An 18,246-nucleotide genomic window follows, 5' to 3' on the forward strand; every position below is an offset into this window, starting at 1 on the left:
TTCGGATTTTTTTCAGAATTTTAAATCTTTGTAAAATCTGTACTGTCATATAACTCATAAAAATTTTATTTTATTTTGTTTAATTTAGTCTTATCTATATTTATTTGTGTAAACTTAAAAGCCCGATGTTTCCATCAGGCTTCTTTTTTATCCATGTACACGTTTCATGTAATCTTGATAGCTTTCTGTATCCATTAGTTCCTTAGCATTCTTGACGCGATCTGCTGTTGGAGGTTTAACTCCTTCAAGGGAATATGGAATCCCAAGTTCACGCCACTTGAACTCACCCATGGTGTGGTAAGGCAAGATTTCAAACTTATCAACATTTTTGAGAGTTTTTACAAACTTACCAAGTTCAATCAAATCCTCATCTCTGTCTGTCAATCCAGGTACAAGAACGTGACGAATCCAAACAGGTTTACCGATTTCTGACAAGTACTGAGCACAGGCCAAGATGTTTTTATTGGTTTGACTGGTTACAATCTTGTGTTGTGCTTCGTTGATTTCCTTGATATCAAGGAGAACCAAGTCTGTCACGGCCATTAACTTGTTGAACTTTTCTAGATAGCGTGGTTTGTTACGGAATGGAAGGGCACAAGTATCCAAGGTACAGTGGATACCTTTTTCCTTTGCCTTAGTAAAGAGGGCAATCAAGAAATCAATCTGCAAGAGGGCTTCTCCTCCACTGACTGTAATACCTCCCTTGTCACCCCAGAAACCACGATAACGAAGCGCTTCTTCTAGAACATCATCTACTGTTCGTACACGAGATTTATTTGTTTCCATAGCCCAAGTATCTGGGTTATGGCAATATTGGCAACGCATCTGACAGCCTTGCAAAAAGACAATAAAACGAATTCCAGGGCCATCTACCGCCCCAAAACTCTCTGTCGAATGCACCATTCCTGTCACTTGTCCATAGTCAATTATTTCCTCAGACATATCGTTACCTTCCTTGAAAACGTTTTATAGTTTTTATTATACCATGACTGAAAAGAAAAACCACAGATTTTGCCTATTTTTTAGAAAACAATCTGTTTTTCACTTTCAACTTTCATGATTTTCAAAATATTTATTAATCCTTGTCAAAATCAAAGCCATAGAGAGTCGCAAAATAGTCCTCTGGTCGCTCTGCTCGGCGGATCAAGCGTGCTCCACCATCCTCTGTATATAGAATTTCTGCCGAACGAAGCTTGGCATTGTACTGGTAACCCATAGAGAAGCCATGCGCACCTGTATCATGAATGACTAACAAATCACCAATTTCTGTTTGAGGTAGTTCACGATTAACTGCAAACTTGTCGTTGTTTTCACAAAGAGAACCAACAACATCAACCACTTCAGTCTGACCATCAGGATGCATCATATTGGTGATGTGGTGATAGGCACCATACATAGCTGGTCTCATCAGGTTGACAGCTGAGGCATCTACTCCTAGATATGTACGGTAGGTTTTCTTTTTATGAGTTACTTTTGTGACTAAAATTCCATGAGGTGCCAACATAAAGCGCCCTAGTTCTGTAAAGATCTTAACCTGACCAAGTCCTGCTGGCGTGAGGACTTCTTCATAAACCTGACGAACTCCCTCACCAATCAAAGCGATATCATTAGGCTCTTGATCTGGGCGGTAGTTAACACCGATACCTCCAGAAAGATTGATAAAGTCCAGTGAAATACCTAACTTTTCCTTGATTTCGACTGCCAATTCAAAAAGCTGACGTGCTAATTCTGGATAGTAGAGATGGGTCACTGTATTGGAAGCTAGGAAGGAATGAATCCCAAAGGTTTTAGCTCCCTTTTCTTTCAAGATGGCAAAGGCTTCAAAAAGCTGTTCCTTAGTCATCCCGAACTTAGCTTCACCAGGATTATCCATAATATCCGTACCCAGTTCAAATACTCCACCAGGATTGTAACGGCAAGAGATGATTTCGGGAATACCTGCTGCACGTTCCAAATGCTCGATATCTTCAAAGGCATCTAAATTAATCGTCGCACCTAATTCACGAGCATAGGTATATTCTCTATCTGGGGTATTGTTAGATGAGAACATCATATCAGAACCGGTAAATCCTAGTTTATGACTCATCAAAAGTTCAACATAACTGGAACAATCCACTCCACATCCTTCTTCTTGTAAGATTTTCAAGATGGCTGGAGTTGGCGTTGCCTTAACTGCGAAGTATTCTTTAAAGCCCTTATTCCAAGAAAAGGCTTTGTTTACTGCTCGTGCTTTCTCGCGAATCCCTTTTTCATCGTAGAGGTGAAAAGGGGTTGGAAACTCCCCAACAATCTTTTCTAAGGCTTCACGTTTAATAAATGGTGTTTTCATAGGACTCCTTCATATTCATTATCAAAGAAAGGCTGGGACGAAAGTTCCAACCTTTGTATTTCAAGTCAATTCTTATTTTTCTGTATCGAAGATATTTCCAACTTCAACAGCAATTTGTTGGTTCTTCACATCAATGTTCGTGACTCTCAAGAGTGACTTGTAGTCGAACTGTTGTTCACGGTCTTCCTGTGCATTATCAGCAAAGACGGCTACTCCAGCCAACTCTGAATCAAACTCAGACAAGAGGCTAATCATCCCGTTAATGGTTCCTCCACCCTTCAAGAAGTCATCGACGATCAAGACACGGCTTCCTGCTTTGAGGCTACGTTTTGAAAGGAACATCTTTTCGATACGGTCACTAGAACCTGAAACATAGTTGACACTAACAGTTGAACCTTCAGTGATTTTCAAGTCGCGACGGACAATGACAAATGGTACGTTGAGGACATTTGCTACCGCGTTCGCAAGCGGAACCCCTTTGGTCGCTACCGTCATAACGGCATCAATCTTCTGATCCATAAAGCTCTTAGCAATAATGCGACCGATATTTTTCAAAATAGCTGGAGTGCTCAATAGGTCAGATAAATAAATGTAGCCACCTGGAAGAATACGGTCACTCTCTGAAAGTTTATCACGAAGCTCTTCGATAATCGTTTTAGACTCAAGGGTAGAGATCGATGGTGTAAAAATAACACCACCACCAGCACCTGTCACCGTTTGAATATGACCGATTTCAATTTCTTCGAAAGCACGCTTAATGATGACGATATCTTCAGAAATAGACGATTTGGCAGATTCATACTTTTCCGCAAAAGTGTTGAGACTGGTTAATTTGTATGGATTGTTAATCAAGTAATTGGAAATGACAACCATCCGATCACTTCTTCTTAATTTCATTATATTTTTACCATTCTTTTTTATTTAGTCTTTTTCTCATTATATCACACTAAAGCAAAAAAACGAACTTTATTGCCTAAATAAAGTTCATTTTTTTAGTTTCTAGTCTAATTTCGGCTTGTAGAAGGAACGATTGTCCATAGCAAAGACTTTATTGGTCATTTCTCCCTCATCAACAAGGGCCAAAGCTGTTGTCATCATCATCATGCTGGCATCCAAATTATCAATCATATGAATAATTTCTGCTTCCATCACTCGAGGACGAACTGGACTACCATACTCAAGGAGACCATGATGACTGAGAATGACATGGCGAAGAAGTACAACTTCTTCTCTGGTATCATCAATGCCAAGTTCCATTACCGCTTTGGTAATTTCGCTATCAATCAGAGCGATATGACCGATAAGGTTTCCTCTTACTGTGTACTCTGTCTGGTCAGGACCTGTCAACTCAATAACCTTGGCAAGGTCGTGCAACATAATTCCCGCATAGAGCAAGCTCTTATTGAGCTGAGGATAAATATCTGCAATTGCTTCTGCCAAACGAACCATAGTGGCAGTATGATAAGCAAGACCTGTTTCAAAAGCATGATGGTTGGTCTTAGCAGCTGGATAAGAGTAGAATTCCTTGTCATACTTGGTGTAGAGATTTCGAACAATTCGCTGCCAAATTGGATTTTCAATTTTAAAAATCATCTGCGCCATATACTCACGAATCTCTTTGGCATCTACTGGAGATTTAACCTTGAAGTCCGCTGGGTCATTTGGTTCGCCAGGTTGTGGTAAGCGAAGGGTGATTTGATTAACCTGAGGGGTATTGTTGTACACTTCACGACGACCTTGCATGTGGACTACTTTCCCTGCTGTAAAGGTTTCAACATTGTGGGGTTGAGCATCCCAGAGCTTCCCTTCGATTTCTCCACTATCATCTTGGAAGGTGAAGGCTAGGTAGTTTTTCCCAGCACGTGTCTGTCTCAGGTCAGCTGACTTGATCAGGTAAAAGCCTTCAAAAAGCTCATCTTTCTTCATGTGACTAATCTTCATATTCTTCCTCATCTTCTTGGAATTGGAGCAAATCAAGCGCAGGCTCACCTTCTGATAACTCAATGTGACGAAGCGTTCGCTCGATAGCTGTAGTACGACGGTTTAATAAATCATCAATATTGCCAGAGGCATGTTGGAGATGTTTTTGTGCCTTAACCAGAATCCCACCAAACTTGCCAAATTCGGTTTTGACACTAGCTAGGGTTTTACTAATATGGTCGGCACTTTTTTGAATGTTTAGAGTCTTGAAACCAACCGATAGGGAGTTAAGAAGAGCCGACAAGGTACTTGGACCTGCAACGATAATTTGCTCCTCCCGTCTCAAATCATCAAAGAAAATCGGATTTCGAACAATTTCTGAATAGAGTCCTTCTGTCGGAATAAACAAGACTCCAAAATTGGTTGTCCGAGGTGGCGCCAGATACTTGCTCTTAATATCCTTAGCAAAACGCTTGACGCTTGCTAAGAGAGACTTACGGCAGCGCTCGATTTCCTCCTTGTCACCTGCTTCATAGGCTTCTTCCAGACGGTAATAATCCGCCAGTGGAAACTTAGAGTCGATTGGTAGATAGACATATTCCTGGTCACCTTGTCCAGGCAACTTGATGGCGTATTCCACACGTTCACTAGAGTTTTCAACCGTTGCAAATTCTCGTTCATACTGGGTAGGCGTCATGATGTCTTCAATAATCTGCCCCAGTTGTAATTCACCTAGAATTCCTCGCGTTTTAGTTCCAGAAAGAACTTTATTTAGCGCACCGACATCTCGCGCAACAGTTTGCATTTCACCCAGACCTCGATTGACAGATTCCAGTTGTTTAGAAACCGTCTCGAAGGAGGCCTGCAAGCGTGTCTGCAAGGTCTTTTCTAGCTTTTCCTCGACCGTTTGGCGCATCTGTTCCAAGCGTTGCTCATTTGACTCCTGCAAGGCCTGTAATCGTTGGTCAGTCTTATCTCTGGTTTGGAGAAGGTTTTCGTTCATCTCTTGGCGCACCTGTGTCAGACCCTGGTGCAATTCAATCCGCACCTCCTGCAAACGATCACTGACAGCCACTTCAAGATTTTTTTGATCCAGCTGACTAGCTTGTCGAGCTTGTTCAAATCGATAATCTAGCTGGTCTGATAGGTTATCTGCCTGATCCTCCAAGCTCTTGGTCAGATATTTTTCCTGCTTGTCCTGCCTTTGCCAAATAAGAAAGAGGCCGGCTAGATTAGCAACTAATAAAACAACAAGTAAACTTTCCATCCTACCTCCTGTCCTTACTATGCAGCACAACCACATAGCCATCTGGGCAAGTCACTGACACTTCCCTATCTATATATTCGTTAGAAGCGTAAACTTTCTTAAAGAAAAAATTCTCCTCTGTCAGTTCATACTTGGCACCGAGTATTGTCAAACGACTATCCCTCACAGGCATAAAAGCAAGGTAATCATAGTCTGAACGTGGTTCAAGTTGACTGGTTCCTTCTGGACAGTAACGAATCAAATTTTGTCCATCCTCAATCTCTATTTGACGCATATAGGGCGCCAATTTAAGATTGCTGGGTAGAAAGACATTAGCTAACATATGGTCAATGCGACCACCTAGGGCACCAAAAATAGTAACCTGAGCTTGAGGACTTTTTTCAAAAATCGTTAAAAGCGCTAGTTCCAGATCCGTATCATCTTTTTCTGGCTGGGCTTGGACAAAGTGCTGGGCATTCGCTTGAATCAACTGCCGTTCTTCTACAGTCACAGAATCAAAATCCCCAACTGCAAGAGCAAGAGGAAGTTTTTTCTCTAGTACCCAAAGCGAGCCTCGATCCACACCGACATAGCAATCAAAATCTGTTCGATAGTGACCACGGTCTCCACCAGCAAAAACTGCAACCCTAGTCCAGTTCTTTTCTGAGAGCTTGCACTCGTTCATTGACATCTCCCTTAAAGACATAGGACCCTGCTACAAAGACTGTGGCGCCAGCTTCTTTGGCTTGAGCTATGGTATGATCATCAATCCCACCATCCACTTCAATTTCAAAATTCAATCCTTTTTCCTCACGAAGGGCAGCCAATTCACGTACCTTATCCATGGTTTCTGGCAGAAAGGCTTGCCCACCAAATCCAGGGTTAACTGTCATGACTAATACTTGGTCAACTAAGTGTAGCACATGCTTAATCACCTCAACAGGTGTACCAGGATTAATGACGACTGAAGGTTTGACACCAAGAGAACGAATTTTTTGAAGGGCCCCATGGATATGAGGTGTTGCTTCTGCATGGATGCTGATGATGTCTGCACCTGCACGTGCAAAGTCTTCTAAATGATGTTCGGGATTTGATACCATCAAATGGCAATCAAAGACCATCTTGCTATGAGGACGAAGACTTTCGACTACACCTGCACCAAAGCTGATCTGAGGTACAAAGTGACCATCCATGATATCGATATGGGCGTATTCTGCCCCAGTTGCTTCTAGGCGTTTAATTTCACGTTCAAAGTTGGCATAATCTGCTGCCAGAATTGACGGAGCAATCTTGTATTGAGACATAGGTTTCTCCTTATTTTGGAATTTTTTTGCTGACTTTTTTATAGGTTTCTCTACGATTTTCAATCTCACTGAGGAATTGCAGGTAGTTGTCAAAACGGAAGGTGGCAATGATGCCCTCTTCTACTGCAGGTTTAACCGCGCAAGATGGCTCATGGGTATGAGTACAGGTACGAAACTTACAATCACGACTGACACTAGCAATCTCTGGGAAGGCCTGGTTGAGGTCTTCTGACGTCGATACTTCATAATCTAGCGATGAAAAACCTGGTGTATCTGCGATTTTCCCACCATTGAGATTGTAAAAACTAACAGCTCGAGTAGTATGGCGACCACGACCCAGGCTATCTGAGATTTCTCCTGTTTCGAGATTGAGATCTGGTGCAATTTTATTAAGCAAAGTTGACTTTCCAACACCTGTCTGCCCCATAAAGACTGTAACCTTGCCTGTCAACAAGGGTAAAAGTTCTTCTTTACTCGTCACAAAGTCGTAACCAATAGCATCATAGGTTTTCTCGTAAAAATCCAGCTCTCCCCTATCCTCTAGTAAGTCCATTTTGGAAATATAGACGATAGGATGAATGCCCTTGTGCTCCAAAAGAACCAAGAACCGATCCAATAAGTTGCTATTAAAGTCAGGCTCTTTGACCGACATGATAACCACAGCTTGGTCAATATTGACGATTGGTGGGCGAACCAGACTATTTTTTCGTTCATGAATCTTGAGAATATAGCCTTCGGAATTTTCCTCCGCAGAAAAATCTACCCAGTCTCCAACATAGGGCGTATGACCTTTTTTACGGAAATTCCCACGCGCGCGTGTTTGATAAACCTGACCCTCACTTTCCACATAGTAGAAACCGGCCAAAGCTTTAATAATTTGTCCCTGCATCCTAGAGTCCTTGTCCTTTAAGCGCATCTGCTAGACTGGCAAATTCTTCTAAGCCAAGAGCTTCACCACGTACACTTGGTGACAAACCTGCTTGGTCCAAAGCCTTGGTCAGCTTATCCTTGACTTCCTCAGTCTTGCCAAAGTAACCTGTCAGATTATTCCACAAGGTCTTACGACGATGGGTGAAACTAGCCTTGGAAACCTTAAAGAAGAAGTTCTCATCTTTTACTGCTACAGCCGGTTCTGGGCGACGTACCATTTTCAGGATAGCTGAATCCACATTTGGTGCTGGCACAAAGACCGTACGAGGCACAATAAAGGCAACCTTAGCTGTCATGTAATACTGAACGGCAATCGACAAGCTACCGTAAGCCTTGGTATTTGGTTGAGCAGAGATACGATCCGCCACTTCTCTTTGCATCATGACCACAAACTCACTAAAAGGAATGCCACTTTCAATCAAGTGCATGAGAATAGGTGTCGTGATATAGTAAGGCAAGTTGGCTACTACCTTGATTGGCAAATCAGGATTTTTGAAATTCTGGATATGTTGCGCCAAGTCAACTTTGAGAATGTCCTCGTTGACTACGGTCACATTGTCAAAATCACGTAAGGTATCAGCTAGGATTGGTACCAAGCGATGGTCAATCTCAAAGGCCATAACTTCAGCTGCACGCTCAGCCAAAAATTCCGTCAAAGCACCAATACCCGGCCCGATCTCAATGACATTGACCTGGTCATCAATCTCAGCCGTATCCACAATTTTTTGAAGGATATTAGTATCGGTCAAGAAATTTTGCCCGAAGGATTTTTTAAAGGTAAAACCGTGACGTTCCAGCACTGCCTTGGTCACGCTATAATCTGCAATTCTCATTTATTCTCTTTTCTATTTATTAGCTAAAAATAATATATAAAACCCACATAATTCCTAGTGCCAACAAAATCCAAAACACTAAAAGAACACGAGACTTGTTCCCTTTTGAATCAGATCCAGTCATATCATGCACTTTCTTATCTTCTTGGGGGTTCGTTTTCTTCAGTTCATCCTGATAGGCAACCGAATCTAGAATATTGTCTTCTGGCAATAATTCTGAAGCATAATAATCAGGAAAGCCCATAGCAAGACCAATTAAGTTCTCTTCTGTCAAAGAAAAATCTAAATCTTTGGGTTGATTTTCCCGAATAGCCCGTATATTTTTTAACAGTTTAGCAGAAACAACAGACACTTGGTCCATAAAAACAACATCTAAAAGATCAAATCCGAGCACATCACCATCTTTTATGTTTGCAAGAATATAACGGACAAAGTCATCATATAGTTGCACGGATTGCGGGGCATTCTCTTCTAAAAAAGATCGGTTTTTGAGGGCATTCTGCTGGAATTTTTCAATAGAAAGCAAGATATCTACATTCTGCTCTTGGTAAAATCTTTCTGCTTGCTCTTCATCTTCTTCCAGTTTTTCTGCTGTTTCCCAGAGAGCAATAGGAGATTTTAAATCTTCTTCATCCCAAAACAATTGCCAAAAATAGGGTATTGTGTAAATTCCCTCTGTTAGAATACGAGCTTCATCTTCGTTTTTTAAGTAAATATAACTTCTATTTGCCATATCATTTCCTTTCACAATCTTTGAAAAAGGTTGGTGGTTCAAGTAGGATGTAGATAAAACTATATAGTTTCCCAATGTTAAGAAACTCTCTAATCTTTAGCTCTGCCTTCTAGTTCCTTACTGAGCTCTTGCATCTCTTTAAAAGCTGTTAGACTAACATAGGCACCTGCTTCATAGTATTCCGTTGGATTAATGGCATAGTCAAAAACTTCAATCATGCCTCCTGCTTCTTCAATCATGCCATTCCACTTTTCATCAAAGACCATTCGCAGGCGTTTCCAATCAGTAAATACCGGCACAGAGTTTCGCCCATCTTTTCCTTCTTTAACCGGAATGTTGAAACTAGAATCTTTTTCTAAAACGAAGGAATTTCCTTCCTGACTATCGCCCTTAAATTCCGAAGCCGCATCTAAAGGAATTAGAAATTTTGCTTTCGGCATAGCTTCTGAAAAGAACTTATAATAGAGCTTATAAATTACTTCTTCATCTTCTGTCGTCGGACTATCCAGTTGCCCCATCAACAGCATCCATCTTACCAAGTCAGGATTCATTACAGGAACTTGTATTTCTGGCAAATTAGAATAATCTGGTTTTTGAACCAAGGCCGAGGCACTGATGCTGACTTCCTTGGAATTAAAGATTGTTCCCAAGGCACCATTTAAGTAAAAGGCTGTTCCAAGGAAATTCTCAATCCCTTTTTTATCTTCCGTATTTTCAATCAGTTTTACGACAGAGTTTGGTCGACTATCAATGGTTTCCTTGAATTGGCGATACCAAGATGGCGTCAAAAGCATGATCATGGGATCCGTACAGAGATACCCCTCTTCTCCCCTGTCATAGGTCGTTGAGAAAAGATAGGGTTCGCCTGTTTTTTCTGAGAAAACTGCATAAACTGAATCTGCTGCTAACAACTTATCCTTGACAATTTCTGCTAGACGCTCCAACTTGCGGGTGTTAGCTTGATAGCTTTCTTCACTTTCAGTTTCCTGATTTTGACGGCATTTCCATAAAAAGAGGCGTAAAATCTCTACGCTATCATCAAGACTAGCTGCTAAATAGTCTTCATTAGTCAATTGACCTTCTTGAATGGCTACAAAAGCACGATAAAGAGCATCTGAATAGCTAGATAATTTTTGCTCTTCATCAACACCCGAACTAAAGAGCACACTTCCTTTTTTCAGTTTATCCAAAGAAGGAATCCTATCAACCACTAGATGGGCAAGAACTTCATCAGTTAGACTATCTGCATCCTTATTCTGACTGCTGAGTTTTTTAACCTCTACACTACCAAGACTTTCCATTCCTTGGTCGGGATTGCAAAACTGCAACTGATCTCCAACCTTGAGACTACCTTCTAGACTCCCAACAATCAATAATTGATTCGTTTCCTTCAGCGGGAACAAATCTAGAACACCAATACATGCATTGTTTTTAGATTCTTCTGTTTCTTTCTGTGCTTCAGTGATTTCAGTTTCTTCTGCAGTTTCCGTCTTTTTTAAAAAATCAAAGATTCCCATAACTTTTCCTCATTAACTCCACACAAGGCTAATCCCGTGGAGCACTTTTCTAATGCTTGCTATCAAGCCTGATTAAACCGTATATGATTACTTCCATTGTATCATATTCCCCCTACATTTTGGGACGGTTTCTCAATTCTCATACGATTTCATGGCATCTTCAACTTCAGCTAAACTGATGCCAAATAATTCTAAACGCTTGAGAAGTTGTTTCCCATTGGAATAACCAATACGAAGGCTTTCTCCTAGATATTCTCTGCGTTTTCGGCTATCTGCGCCTGCTAGAAACCCAAGACGAATCAAGTCACTACGGCTAATGTCAAAGTCGCTTTCTGCTTCAAATTGCTCTGTGACTTGTTCCAGCGCTGTTTTCAAGTCTTCATAACTGGCATGTTCGATTCCTAGGGAACGTCCTTTGGTCTTGGATTTTGGCACTGCTTCATATCGCTTGAGAAAGGCGTGTTGAACTGTTGGAACAGCCGTCATAATCAAACGACGAATGCGTTCCCCATTAAAGTCAGGATCTGTAAAGACAATCACCCCATGACGTTGGTGTAGACGTTGGATACGTTCAAGATCTTGCTCATTGATAGCAGAGCCACGAGTCTCATAGGTCTCCACATCAAAATAACGTTTGAGATTGGCCGTATCATCACGCCCTTCGACTACAATGACTTGGGAAATTTTCTTTTTCATAATTTACGTTCCAATCCAAAGATTCGTTCCGCATTTGCACTTGTCACAGCAGCTATTTCTTCTGTCGTCAGACCACGTAAGTCTGCAATAAAGTCCACTACATAGCGCGTGTAAGCTGTCTTGTTTTCGCGACCACGCTTGGGTACAGGGGCTAAATAAGGGGCATCTGTTTCTACTAAAATTTTATCCAAAGGTAACTCTTTAGCAGCGTCCTGAATGTCTGTCGCTTTTTTAAAGGTCACCACTCCAGAAAATGAAATAGTCATGCCAAGCTCCACAAACTTTTCAGCCCATTCCAGGGAACCAGAGAAGGAATGCATGATGCCACCACGGGGACCGACTCCCTCACTTTTGATAATCTCATAGGTATCTTCAAGCGCATCACGGGTGTGAACCACAAAAGGTAAATCTAATTCCTTAGATAGCTGAATCTGACGACGGAAAACTTGCTCCTGCACTTCTTTAGGGGCTGTCATCCAGTGATAGTCCAAACCAATCTCACCCAAGGCAACAACTTTAGGATGTTTGAGCTTGTCCAACAGGTATTTCTCAACGTCTTCTGTATAAGTCCCTGCTTCTGTCGGATGCCAACCAATCGTCGCATAAAGTTGGTCATATTCTTCCACCAATTCCAAGGCTCGTTCAATGGTCGGTTTATCAAATCCAACAATATTCATCCGAGTCACACCCATTTCAGCTGCTAAGGCTATTTCTTCTGCTTCTCTTCCTGAAAATTCTTCCACATTCAAGTGGGTATGTGTATCAAAAATCATGTATATTCCCTCGTTTTTTCTACCTTCTATTATACCAAAAAACTGCTCTTATCCTTATAGGAAAAAATATTTTAAAATCACTCACTTTTTCTTGACGACTTATTTTCATAGCAGTATAATAACTCTTGTTGAAATTTTCAGAAAAGGAAAGAAAATGTTTACGAAATTAAAATATACCTTTATTGGTCGTCCCCTTAAGTCCTTAACTGAAGGCGAGGGAGGGCTACTTGGAAAAACACAGGCACTTGCAATGCTCTCAAGCGATGCCCTTTCATCTATCGCCTATGGACCTGAGCAGGTCGTCCTTGTCTTGGCTAGTCTTTCTCCCCTCGCTATTTGGTGGAGTCTCCCTATCGGCATTTTTGTCCTCTTGCTACTTGCTAGTCTAACCATTTCTTACCGACAAATCATCCATGCCTACCCTCAAGGTGGAGGTGCCTATATGGTTACTCGAGAAAACCTCTCCCCTGAGTTAGGTTTGATTACTGGGGGAAGTCTACTTGTTGACTACATGCTGACAGTAGCCGTATCGGTGGCTGCAGGAGCTGATGCGATCACAGCTGCACTTCCTGTCCTCCATCCTTATAACCTCCACATCTCCATTTTTCTAGTATGTTTGCTCATGCTTTTGAATCTGCGAGGCTTGAGGGAATCTGCTAGTTCTCTGATGATCCCTGTCTATCTCTTTATCTTTAGCACGGTCTTCCTCTTATTGTTTGGTATCTTCCAACTATTGACTGGTTCTCTCAGCTATCATGCAACTTCTGCAATTGGTCAAACTGTCCCGAGTCTCTCAATCGTCCTGATTTTAAGAGCCTTTACCAGCGGTTCAGCTTCACTAACTGGAGTTGAAGCTATCTCAAATGCTGTTCCATTTTTCAAGACCCCAAAAGAAAAGAATGCAGCTCAAACACTGACCATCATGTCTCTTATTCTTGGATTTCTCTTTGCAGGAATTACCTTCCTAAACTACTGGATGGGGATTACTCCTCAACACGGAGAAACAATCCTTTCACAGATGGCTAAAGGAATTTTAGGGGATTCAGCTCTCGGTCAAGTTGTTTATTATCTCTTCCAATTTTCAACAGCCCTCATCCTTGCCGTAGCTGCAAATACTGGTTTTTCTGCCTTTCCGATGTTGGCTTACAATATGGCTAAGAACAAATACATGCCCCATCTCTTTATGGAAAAAGGAGACCGCCTTGGTTATTCAAACGGTATTTTGACCTTAGCCTTTGGCGCCATGATCCTTCTGCTCATTTTTAACGGAAATACAGAACGCTTGATCCCTCTCTATACAATCGGAGTTTTCGTCCCCTTTGCTCTTTCTCAAACAGGGATGATTCGCCACTGGAAAAAAGAAAAAGGTTCTCAATTCTTGAAGTCAGCTTTTGCAAATATCCTCGGAGCCACCATTTGTTACGCTATCGTTCTTATCTTACTCTTCTTCAGACTTGGAGATATCTGGCCATTCTTCCCTATTATCCTGGTCCTAACCTTCCTCTTCTTGTCCATCCACAGTCATTACCAAAAAGTGGCCAAACAGCTTCGACTTTATGAAGGAATTCAAAAGAAAACCTACGATGGCAATGTCGTCCTTGTCTTAGTAGGAAATGTTACTCGAGTCAGCGTTGGAGCGATTAACTATGCTCAAAGTATTGGAGATGAGGTTTTGGCCATGCACATTTCCACCAAAGAAACAGAGGAAAAAGACCAAGAAATCCTCCAAGAATTTGCCGACTACTTCCCAAATATCACTCTAAAAAACATTACTACTAGCTATCGCGATATCATCACACCTACCGTTCGCTATGTTCGAAAAATCTCTCAAGAAGCCAAGAAAAAGAACTACACAGTTACAGTTCTAGTACCCCAATTTATCCCTAACAAACCTTGGCAAAATATCCTCCACAATCAAATGAGCCTCAAATTGAAATATGCTCTCAGATGGCACGAAGATGTCGTCGTTGCTAGCTACTCTTATCATTTGAAAGAATAAAGAAAAGCTCAAAATCAGAAATTCACCTTCTGATTTTGAGCTTTTTTCTATATACTGTCTTTCCAATACATCTGCTGAAGTTTTTATTCTAAAAAAGGTATTTTAGAAAATTCACTTTTTTAGGCAACAGAAAAGCCAGTAGACTCGAGTTCCTACTGACTTCTTTGTTGAATTCGTTTGGATTATGCAGCCAAAACTTTGCGTCCTTTACGACGACGAGCTGCCAATACGCGACGACCGTTTTTAGTTGACATACGGTTACGGAATCCGTGTTTGCGCGCACGACGTAGTTTACTTGGTTGATAAGTACGTTTCACGATGAATACCTCCTCATAGATTTTGTATTCGTTTAGCCGGCTATAAAGTGATCAGTTACTAAACATACTTTACTATTCTATCTGATTCTTTCGCATTTGTCAATAGCTCTGGCAAATGTTTCCAGCTTTTTTGCTATGAAAGCCTTATCTACGATACTGCTTCAAGAAACGAGTCATCTTTTCTTGAATTTGGGCTAACTCATCTACACGTGGCAGATAAACGATACGGAAGTGATCTGGTTCTTTCCAGTTAAATCCTCGTCCATGAACCAAAAGTACTTTTTCTTGCTTCAAGAAATCAAGGACAAATTGTTCATCATCATCGATACGATACATATTGCGGTCAATTTTAGGGAAGATATAAAGACCCGCTTTTGGCTTAACAGCTGACAAACCTGGGATATCTTGAATGGCATTATAAATGAAGTTTCTTTGCTCGTAGATACGACCACCTGGCAAGAGCAATTCGTCCACTGACTGGTGACCACCTAGTGAAGTTTGAACAACTTGTTGCGCTAGGACGTTAGAGCAGAGACGCATATTTGAGAGCATATTAAGCCCTTCGATATAGCCTTTGACATGCTTCTTAGGTCCAGACAAAACCATCCAACCCACACGGAATCCTGCGATACGGTGAGATTTAGACAGACCATTCATGCTGACACAGAAAAGATCTGGTGCTAGACTAGCTACCGGTGTATGAACATTGCCATCCATAACCATACGGTCGTAGATTTCATCCGCAAAGATAATCAAGTCATTTTGACGAGCAATCTCAATGATATCTAGTAAGAGTTCTTTAGGATAGAGGGCTCCCGTTGGATTATTTGGATTGATTAAAACGATAGCCTTAGTATTTGAACTAATCTTAGACTTAATGTCATCTAGGTCTGGATACCATTCAGCTTCTTCATCACAGACGTAGTGAACGGCATTTCCTCCAGCCAAGCTAACTGCAGCTGTCCAAAGTGGGTAGTCAGGCATTGGAACCAAGACTTCATCGCCATTGTCCAAGAGACCTTGCATGGACATAACAATTAGCTCACTAACACCATTTCCAAGATAGATATCATCAATACCTACATTTGGGAATTTTTTGAGCTGACAGTACTGCATAATCGCTTTGCGGGCTGAAAAGATACCTTTTGAATCTGAATAACCTTCACTATCACGCGCATTCATAATCAAATCATGGATAACCTCATCTGGTGCGGTAAAACCAAACTCAGCTGGGTTCCCTGTATTCAAACGGAGGATTTTTTCTCCATTTGCTCGCATACGCATGGCTTCCTCAAGAACTGGTCCACGAATATCATAAGCCACATGCTCTAATTTGATTGATTTGTTAAATTCTTTCATTTGATTTCCTCAATTCATCAGGATAGTTAATATTATACCACTTGATAGAAAAATCGTAAATCGCCCACTACTATTCCACAAAAAAACCTTGCTTAACGCAAGGTAAACAGAGCAAGGTCGATTTCTTTCTATTTTTGGGAGAAGAAAGAGAAAAATATGCACCTCTAGTAAGATATACATCTAAATCTAAAGTCTCGCATATAAACTTCGAATCGAAAACGAAGGCATCGTTATGGATGATAGTTGCATGAACTCATGAATTTCTTCCTGTGTCCAGCAAAACGCAAAGAAAAAATAAGTCGACTCAACAAACAACATAGACGATGTCTGGGCTAATTCGAGTCTGTTTGTAAAGAATTTTACCATATCACTGACTTCTTTCCCTTGCCCTGTCACTTAGTATTATACACTAAAACTTTTGCATTTTCAAATAAGTACATATAAAAAGAACTCTTTTTAAAGCGTCACTTAAAAATTTATACTCAATGAAAATCAAAGAGCAAACTAGGAAAAGCCGCAGGCTGCTCAAAGCACGGCTTTGAGGTTGCAGATAAAGCTGACGTGGTTTGAAGAGATTTTCGAAGAGTATTAATTGAATATGATTCTGCTTTGGCAAGAAAAAAGAGAGAACCAGGTGATTCTCTCAGATTTTACTTCTACAAATATCTAGAACGAAATTTAATTTCGCCAGATTATTTCGCAATTTCAGCCAACATTTTTTCAATGTGTTGAATTGATTTTTCACGTCCAAGCAAGTAGATGGTATCTGGCAATTCAGGACCATGCATTTCACCTGAAACGGCGATACGGATTGGCATGAAGAGATTCTTCCCTTTGATACCTGTTTCTTTTTGGACTGCTTTGATTTGTGGGAAGATATTTTCTACCACAAACTCATCTTCTGACATAGCTTCAAGTTTGGCTTTGAAGGCTTCAAGTACAGTTGGCACCGTTTCATCAGCCATGACTTCTTTCTCAGCTTCTGTCAATTCTGGGAAGTCTGAGAAGAAGAGGTCTGTCAATGGAACGATTTCATCCACTGACTTCATTTGTGGTTTGTAGAGTTCCACCAATTTTTCAGCCTTATCTGTCAAGCGTCCTGCTGCTTCGAGGAATGGTTTGGCCATTTCAAAGATGGTCGCAAGATCCGTATTCTTGATATACTCATTGCTCATCCAGTCCATTTTCTTTTGGTCGAAAGCTGCTGGAGACTTGCTAAGGCGGTTTTCATCAAAAAGTTTGATCAGTTCTTCGCGAGAGAAGATTTCGTCTTCCCCACCAGGGTTCCAACCAAGAAGAGCGATAAAGTTAAAGACTGCTTCTGGCAGGTAGCCCTTCTTACGGTAGTCTTCGATGAACTGAAGAGTATTGGTATCACGTTTAGACAACTTCTTACCAGTCTCAGAGTTGATAATCAAGGTCATGTGACCGAACTCTGGAGCTTCCCAACCAAGAGCCTCATAAACCATAAGTTGTTTTGGTGTATTAGCAATGTGGTCATCTCCACGGATAACGTGAGAAATTTGCATATCGTGGTCATCGATCACAACGGCAAAGTTGTAAGTTGGGTAGCCATCTTTCTTTTGGATAACCCAGTCCCCACCGATATTGCCACCTTCAAATTCGATATCACCTTTGACCATATCATGCCATTTGTAGATACCAGACTCATTAACTGCCAAACGAACCGTTGGGATGATTCCTGCTGCTTCACGTTCTGCAACATAAGCTGCTTTTTCTTCCTCGCTCATACCAAGGTATTCGTTAATGTAACGAGGTGTTTCACCAGCTGCTTCTTGGCGTTCACGTTCTGCTCCCAACTCTTCTTCTGTCACATAAGACTTGTAGGCTTTTCCTTCAGCTAAGAGTTGGTCGATATATTTTTGATAGAGTTCCAAACGCTCAGACTGGCGGTAGTTTTCATGAGTTTCTGGACTTTCATCCCAGTCCATGCCTAACCAACGAAGGTTTTCAAGCTGTGAACGTTCTCCGTCTTCGACATGACGTTTGCGGTCAGTATCTTCGATACGGATAATAAAAGTTCCACCATGGTGGCGTGCATACAAATAGTTAAACAATGCTGTACGGGCATTACCGATGTGTAATAGTCCTGTTGGACTTGGTGCATAACGCACACGAATATCTTTTGACATATCTTCTCCTATAAAGTCTCTAGGCGTCTGCCTTTTTGCTCTCTATATTATATCACAAGTCTTGCCAGAGTCCAATTTCTCTTTTCGAGAAAAAGTAAAAAGAGTGGAAAATGTACTGCACCCCAAAAGTTAGACAG

17 protein-coding genes are annotated in these 18,246 nt (G+C 41.2%); 1 reads left to right on the top strand and 16 read right to left on the bottom strand.

Going from position 1 to position 18,246, the window contains the following annotated elements; translation table 11 throughout:
* Positions 1-147: 147 nt before the first annotated feature.
* From pflA to HMPREF2728_RS05965, 13 genes are all read right to left on the bottom strand, one after another.
* Positions 148-942 (bottom strand): pyruvate formate-lyase-activating protein, encoded by a 795-nt coding sequence (pflA, locus tag HMPREF2728_RS05905; protein ID WP_001287990.1) that lies wholly within the window; start codon positions 940-942, stop codon positions 148-150.
* Between the two features lie 133 nt (positions 943-1,075).
* Complete coding sequence (locus HMPREF2728_RS05910) at positions 1,076-2,329, bottom strand: diaminopimelate decarboxylase (RefSeq protein ID WP_049529739.1); 1,254 nt, start codon at positions 2,327-2,329, stop codon at positions 1,076-1,078.
* 72 nt (positions 2,330-2,401) lie between these two features.
* Complete coding sequence (gene purR / locus HMPREF2728_RS05915) at positions 2,402-3,226, bottom strand: pur operon repressor (RefSeq protein ID WP_049528290.1); 825 nt, start codon at positions 3,224-3,226, stop codon at positions 2,402-2,404.
* Between the two features lie 102 nt (positions 3,227-3,328).
* Positions 3,329-4,270 carry a 3'-5' exoribonuclease YhaM family protein gene (locus HMPREF2728_RS05920; protein ID WP_000703215.1) on the bottom strand — a complete coding sequence of 314 codons (942 nt, stop codon included), beginning with the start codon at positions 4,268-4,270 and terminating at the stop codon, positions 3,329-3,331.
* Positions 4,260-5,516, bottom strand: coding sequence for a DNA recombination protein RmuC (gene rmuC, locus HMPREF2728_RS05925; RefSeq protein ID WP_075227333.1), 1,257 nt, complete (start codon positions 5,514-5,516; stop codon positions 4,260-4,262). Before rmuC ends, HMPREF2728_RS05920 begins: the two co-directional genes overlap by 11 nt.
* A gap of 1 nt (position 5,517) precedes the next feature.
* Positions 5,518-6,180, bottom strand: coding sequence for a thiamine diphosphokinase (locus HMPREF2728_RS05930; protein ID WP_075227334.1), 663 nt, complete (start codon positions 6,178-6,180; stop codon positions 5,518-5,520).
* On the bottom strand, positions 6,143-6,799 hold the full coding sequence (gene rpe, locus HMPREF2728_RS05935) for a ribulose-phosphate 3-epimerase (protein WP_075227335.1): 657 nt from the start codon (positions 6,797-6,799) through the stop codon (positions 6,143-6,145). Before rpe ends, HMPREF2728_RS05930 begins: the two co-directional genes overlap by 38 nt.
* A 10-nt stretch (positions 6,800-6,809) precedes the next feature.
* Entirely contained in the window at positions 6,810-7,688 is an 879-nt protein-coding gene (gene rsgA / locus HMPREF2728_RS05940; protein WP_075227336.1) for a ribosome small subunit-dependent GTPase A, read from the bottom strand.
* Between the two features lies 1 nt (position 7,689).
* Complete coding sequence (gene rsmA / locus HMPREF2728_RS05945) at positions 7,690-8,562, bottom strand: 16S rRNA (adenine(1518)-N(6)/adenine(1519)-N(6))-dimethyltransferase RsmA (protein ID WP_049509632.1); 873 nt, start codon at positions 8,560-8,562, stop codon at positions 7,690-7,692.
* 19 nt (positions 8,563-8,581) lie between these two features.
* Complete coding sequence (locus HMPREF2728_RS05950) at positions 8,582-9,295, bottom strand: dimethyladenosine transferase (RefSeq protein ID WP_075227337.1); 714 nt, start codon at positions 9,293-9,295, stop codon at positions 8,582-8,584.
* An 89-nt stretch (positions 9,296-9,384) separates the two neighbouring features.
* Entirely contained in the window at positions 9,385-10,812 is a 1,428-nt protein-coding gene (locus HMPREF2728_RS05955) for an SseB family protein (protein ID WP_075227338.1), read from the bottom strand.
* 132 nt (positions 10,813-10,944) lie between these two features.
* Positions 10,945-11,508 carry a ribonuclease M5 gene (gene rnmV / locus HMPREF2728_RS05960; protein ID WP_075227339.1) on the bottom strand — a complete coding sequence of 188 codons (564 nt, stop codon included), beginning with the start codon at positions 11,506-11,508 and terminating at the stop codon, positions 10,945-10,947.
* Positions 11,505-12,281: a TatD family hydrolase gene (locus HMPREF2728_RS05965; protein WP_075227340.1), complete on the bottom strand. Its 777-nt coding sequence runs from the start codon at positions 12,279-12,281 to the stop codon at positions 11,505-11,507. Before HMPREF2728_RS05965 ends, rnmV begins: the two co-directional genes overlap by 4 nt.
* A 154-nt stretch (positions 12,282-12,435) precedes the next feature.
* Here HMPREF2728_RS05965 and HMPREF2728_RS05970 point away from each other — a divergent pair, with 154 nt between their 5' ends.
* Positions 12,436-14,280 carry an APC family permease gene (locus HMPREF2728_RS05970; protein WP_075227341.1) on the top strand — a complete coding sequence of 615 codons (1,845 nt, stop codon included), beginning with the start codon at positions 12,436-12,438 and terminating at the stop codon, positions 14,278-14,280.
* Between the two features lie 182 nt (positions 14,281-14,462).
* On the opposite strand, the gene rpmH is transcribed toward HMPREF2728_RS05970, so the two are convergent.
* The 3 genes from rpmH to gltX all read right to left on the bottom strand — a co-directional run bounded on the left by rpmH (position 14,463) and on the right by gltX (position 18,109).
* On the bottom strand, positions 14,463-14,597 hold the full coding sequence (gene rpmH / locus HMPREF2728_RS05975; protein ID WP_000831905.1) for a 50S ribosomal protein L34: 135 nt from the start codon (positions 14,595-14,597) through the stop codon (positions 14,463-14,465).
* Positions 14,598-14,741: 144 nt separating this feature from the next.
* Positions 14,742-15,956: a pyridoxal phosphate-dependent aminotransferase gene (locus HMPREF2728_RS05980; RefSeq protein ID WP_049548208.1), complete on the bottom strand. Its 1,215-nt coding sequence runs from the start codon at positions 15,954-15,956 to the stop codon at positions 14,742-14,744.
* 692 nt (positions 15,957-16,648) lie between these two features.
* Entirely contained in the window at positions 16,649-18,109 is a 1,461-nt protein-coding gene (gltX, locus tag HMPREF2728_RS05985) for a glutamate--tRNA ligase (protein WP_075227342.1), read from the bottom strand.
* Between the last annotated feature and the right edge of the window lie 137 nt (positions 18,110-18,246).

The sequence above is a fragment of the Streptococcus sp. HMSC061D10 genome (assembly GCF_001808865.1).
In the GTDB taxonomy this organism is placed as follows: Bacteria; Bacillota; Bacilli; order Lactobacillales; family Streptococcaceae; genus Streptococcus.

Excerpts from the sequence above, each read along its gene's own strand:
- pflA (WP_001287990.1), bottom strand. The coding sequence starts at position 942 with ATGTCTGAGGAAATAATTGACTATGGACAAGTGACAGGAATGGTGCAT.
- rsgA (WP_075227336.1), bottom strand. The coding sequence starts at position 7,688 with ATGCAGGGACAAATTATTAAAGCTTTGGCCGGTTTCTACTATGTGGAA.
- HMPREF2728_RS05910 (WP_049529739.1), bottom strand. The coding sequence starts at position 2,329 with ATGAAAACACCATTTATTAAACGTGAAGCCTTAGAAAAGATTGTTGGG.
- HMPREF2728_RS05930 (WP_075227334.1), bottom strand. The coding sequence starts at position 6,180 with ATGAACGAGTGCAAGCTCTCAGAAAAGAACTGGACTAGGGTTGCAGTT.
- HMPREF2728_RS05920 (WP_000703215.1), bottom strand. The coding sequence starts at position 4,270 with ATGAAGATTAGTCACATGAAGAAAGATGAGCTTTTTGAAGGCTTTTAC.
- HMPREF2728_RS05965 (WP_075227340.1), bottom strand. The coding sequence starts at position 12,281 with ATGATTTTTGATACACATACCCACTTGAATGTGGAAGAATTTTCAGGA.
- HMPREF2728_RS05980 (WP_049548208.1), bottom strand. The coding sequence starts at position 15,956 with ATGAAAGAATTTAACAAATCAATCAAATTAGAGCATGTGGCTTATGAT.
- HMPREF2728_RS05955 (WP_075227338.1), bottom strand. The coding sequence starts at position 10,812 with ATGGGAATCTTTGATTTTTTAAAAAAGACGGAAACTGCAGAAGAAACT.
- purR (WP_049528290.1), bottom strand. The coding sequence starts at position 3,226 with ATGAAATTAAGAAGAAGTGATCGGATGGTTGTCATTTCCAATTACTTG.
- rmuC (WP_075227333.1), bottom strand. The coding sequence starts at position 5,516 with ATGGAAAGTTTACTTGTTGTTTTATTAGTTGCTAATCTAGCCGGCCTC.
- HMPREF2728_RS05970 (WP_075227341.1), top strand. The coding sequence starts at position 12,436 with ATGTTTACGAAATTAAAATATACCTTTATTGGTCGTCCCCTTAAGTCC.
- gltX (WP_075227342.1), bottom strand. The coding sequence starts at position 18,109 with ATGTCAAAAGATATTCGTGTGCGTTATGCACCAAGTCCAACAGGACTA.
- rnmV (WP_075227339.1), bottom strand. The coding sequence starts at position 11,508 with ATGAAAAAGAAAATTTCCCAAGTCATTGTAGTCGAAGGGCGTGATGAT.
- rsmA (WP_049509632.1), bottom strand. The coding sequence starts at position 8,562 with ATGAGAATTGCAGATTATAGCGTGACCAAGGCAGTGCTGGAACGTCAC.
- HMPREF2728_RS05950 (WP_075227337.1), bottom strand. The coding sequence starts at position 9,295 with ATGGCAAATAGAAGTTATATTTACTTAAAAAACGAAGATGAAGCTCGT.
- rpe (WP_075227335.1), bottom strand. The coding sequence starts at position 6,799 with ATGTCTCAATACAAGATTGCTCCGTCAATTCTGGCAGCAGATTATGCC.